At 67.4% G+C, this 776-nt stretch carries 1 protein-coding gene; it reads right to left on the minus strand.

Annotation, left to right across the window (positions count from 1 at the left end):
• Positions 1–767 (minus strand): pyrroloquinoline-quinone synthase PqqC (pqqC, locus tag WDW90_RS37670; RefSeq protein ID WP_336492813.1); only part of this gene is annotated, 767 nt, incomplete at its 3' end.
• Positions 768–776: the final 9 nt, after the last annotated feature.

The following is a 776-nucleotide window of genomic DNA, read 5'->3' on the forward strand; positions in this document are numbered from 1 at the left end:
CCGATGCCGGGGGTCCAGGCGTCCGGCGGGATCATGCCCGGCGCCACGTAGGCGAAGTAGAGCGCGTCGAGCTGCGTCCAGAGGACATTGCACTTGAAGGTGAGCGCGGCGAGCGCCTGCCGCTGGAGCGCCGGGGTGACGGCGTGCTGCTTCACGTAGTCGAGGGCGAAATCGGCGTCGCGCGGCGCCTGGGTCAGGCGCTTGTCGAAATACGCGAGCGTGTCCTTGGTGATGAAGTCGTAGTTCTTCAGCATCCCGGCCACGCGCTCGGAGATGATGGTCGGCGAGAACATCTCGGTGAGTGAGGAGGCGATGGCCTCGAGCAGCGAGCGCTCGGCGACGAAGTGCACGTAGGCATCGACCGAGAAGCGCGTCGCCGAGAGGATGCCCCTCGTCGAGAGCACGTAATCGCGCTCGAACCCGACGCCCTCCGCGAGCTTCAGCCAGCGCTCGATGCCGCCGTCGCCGGGCGCATCGCCGTCATGGTCGACGATGCGCTGGCGCCAGACGCGGCGCAGCGAGGCATCCGTCATGCGCGCGAGGACGACCGCGTCCTTCACGGGAATCATCGCCTGGTAATAGTAGCGGTTGAGCGCCCAGGCGCGGACCTGATCCTTGTTCAGCTTGCCGTCGTGAAGGAGACGATGGAACGGGTGCAGGTTGTGGTAGCGCTTGGCGCCGATGTCGCGCAGGGCCGCCTCCAGCTCGTCCGGGCTGAGGAGCCGTTGGTTCTCGTCGGCGAGGGGGGTCGGGAAGGCTGCGTTCATGGCGTGTCC

The organism is Methylobacterium nigriterrae, from assembly GCF_037106235.1.
Classification (GTDB): Bacteria; Pseudomonadota; Alphaproteobacteria; order Rhizobiales; family Beijerinckiaceae; genus Methylobacterium; species Methylobacterium nigriterrae.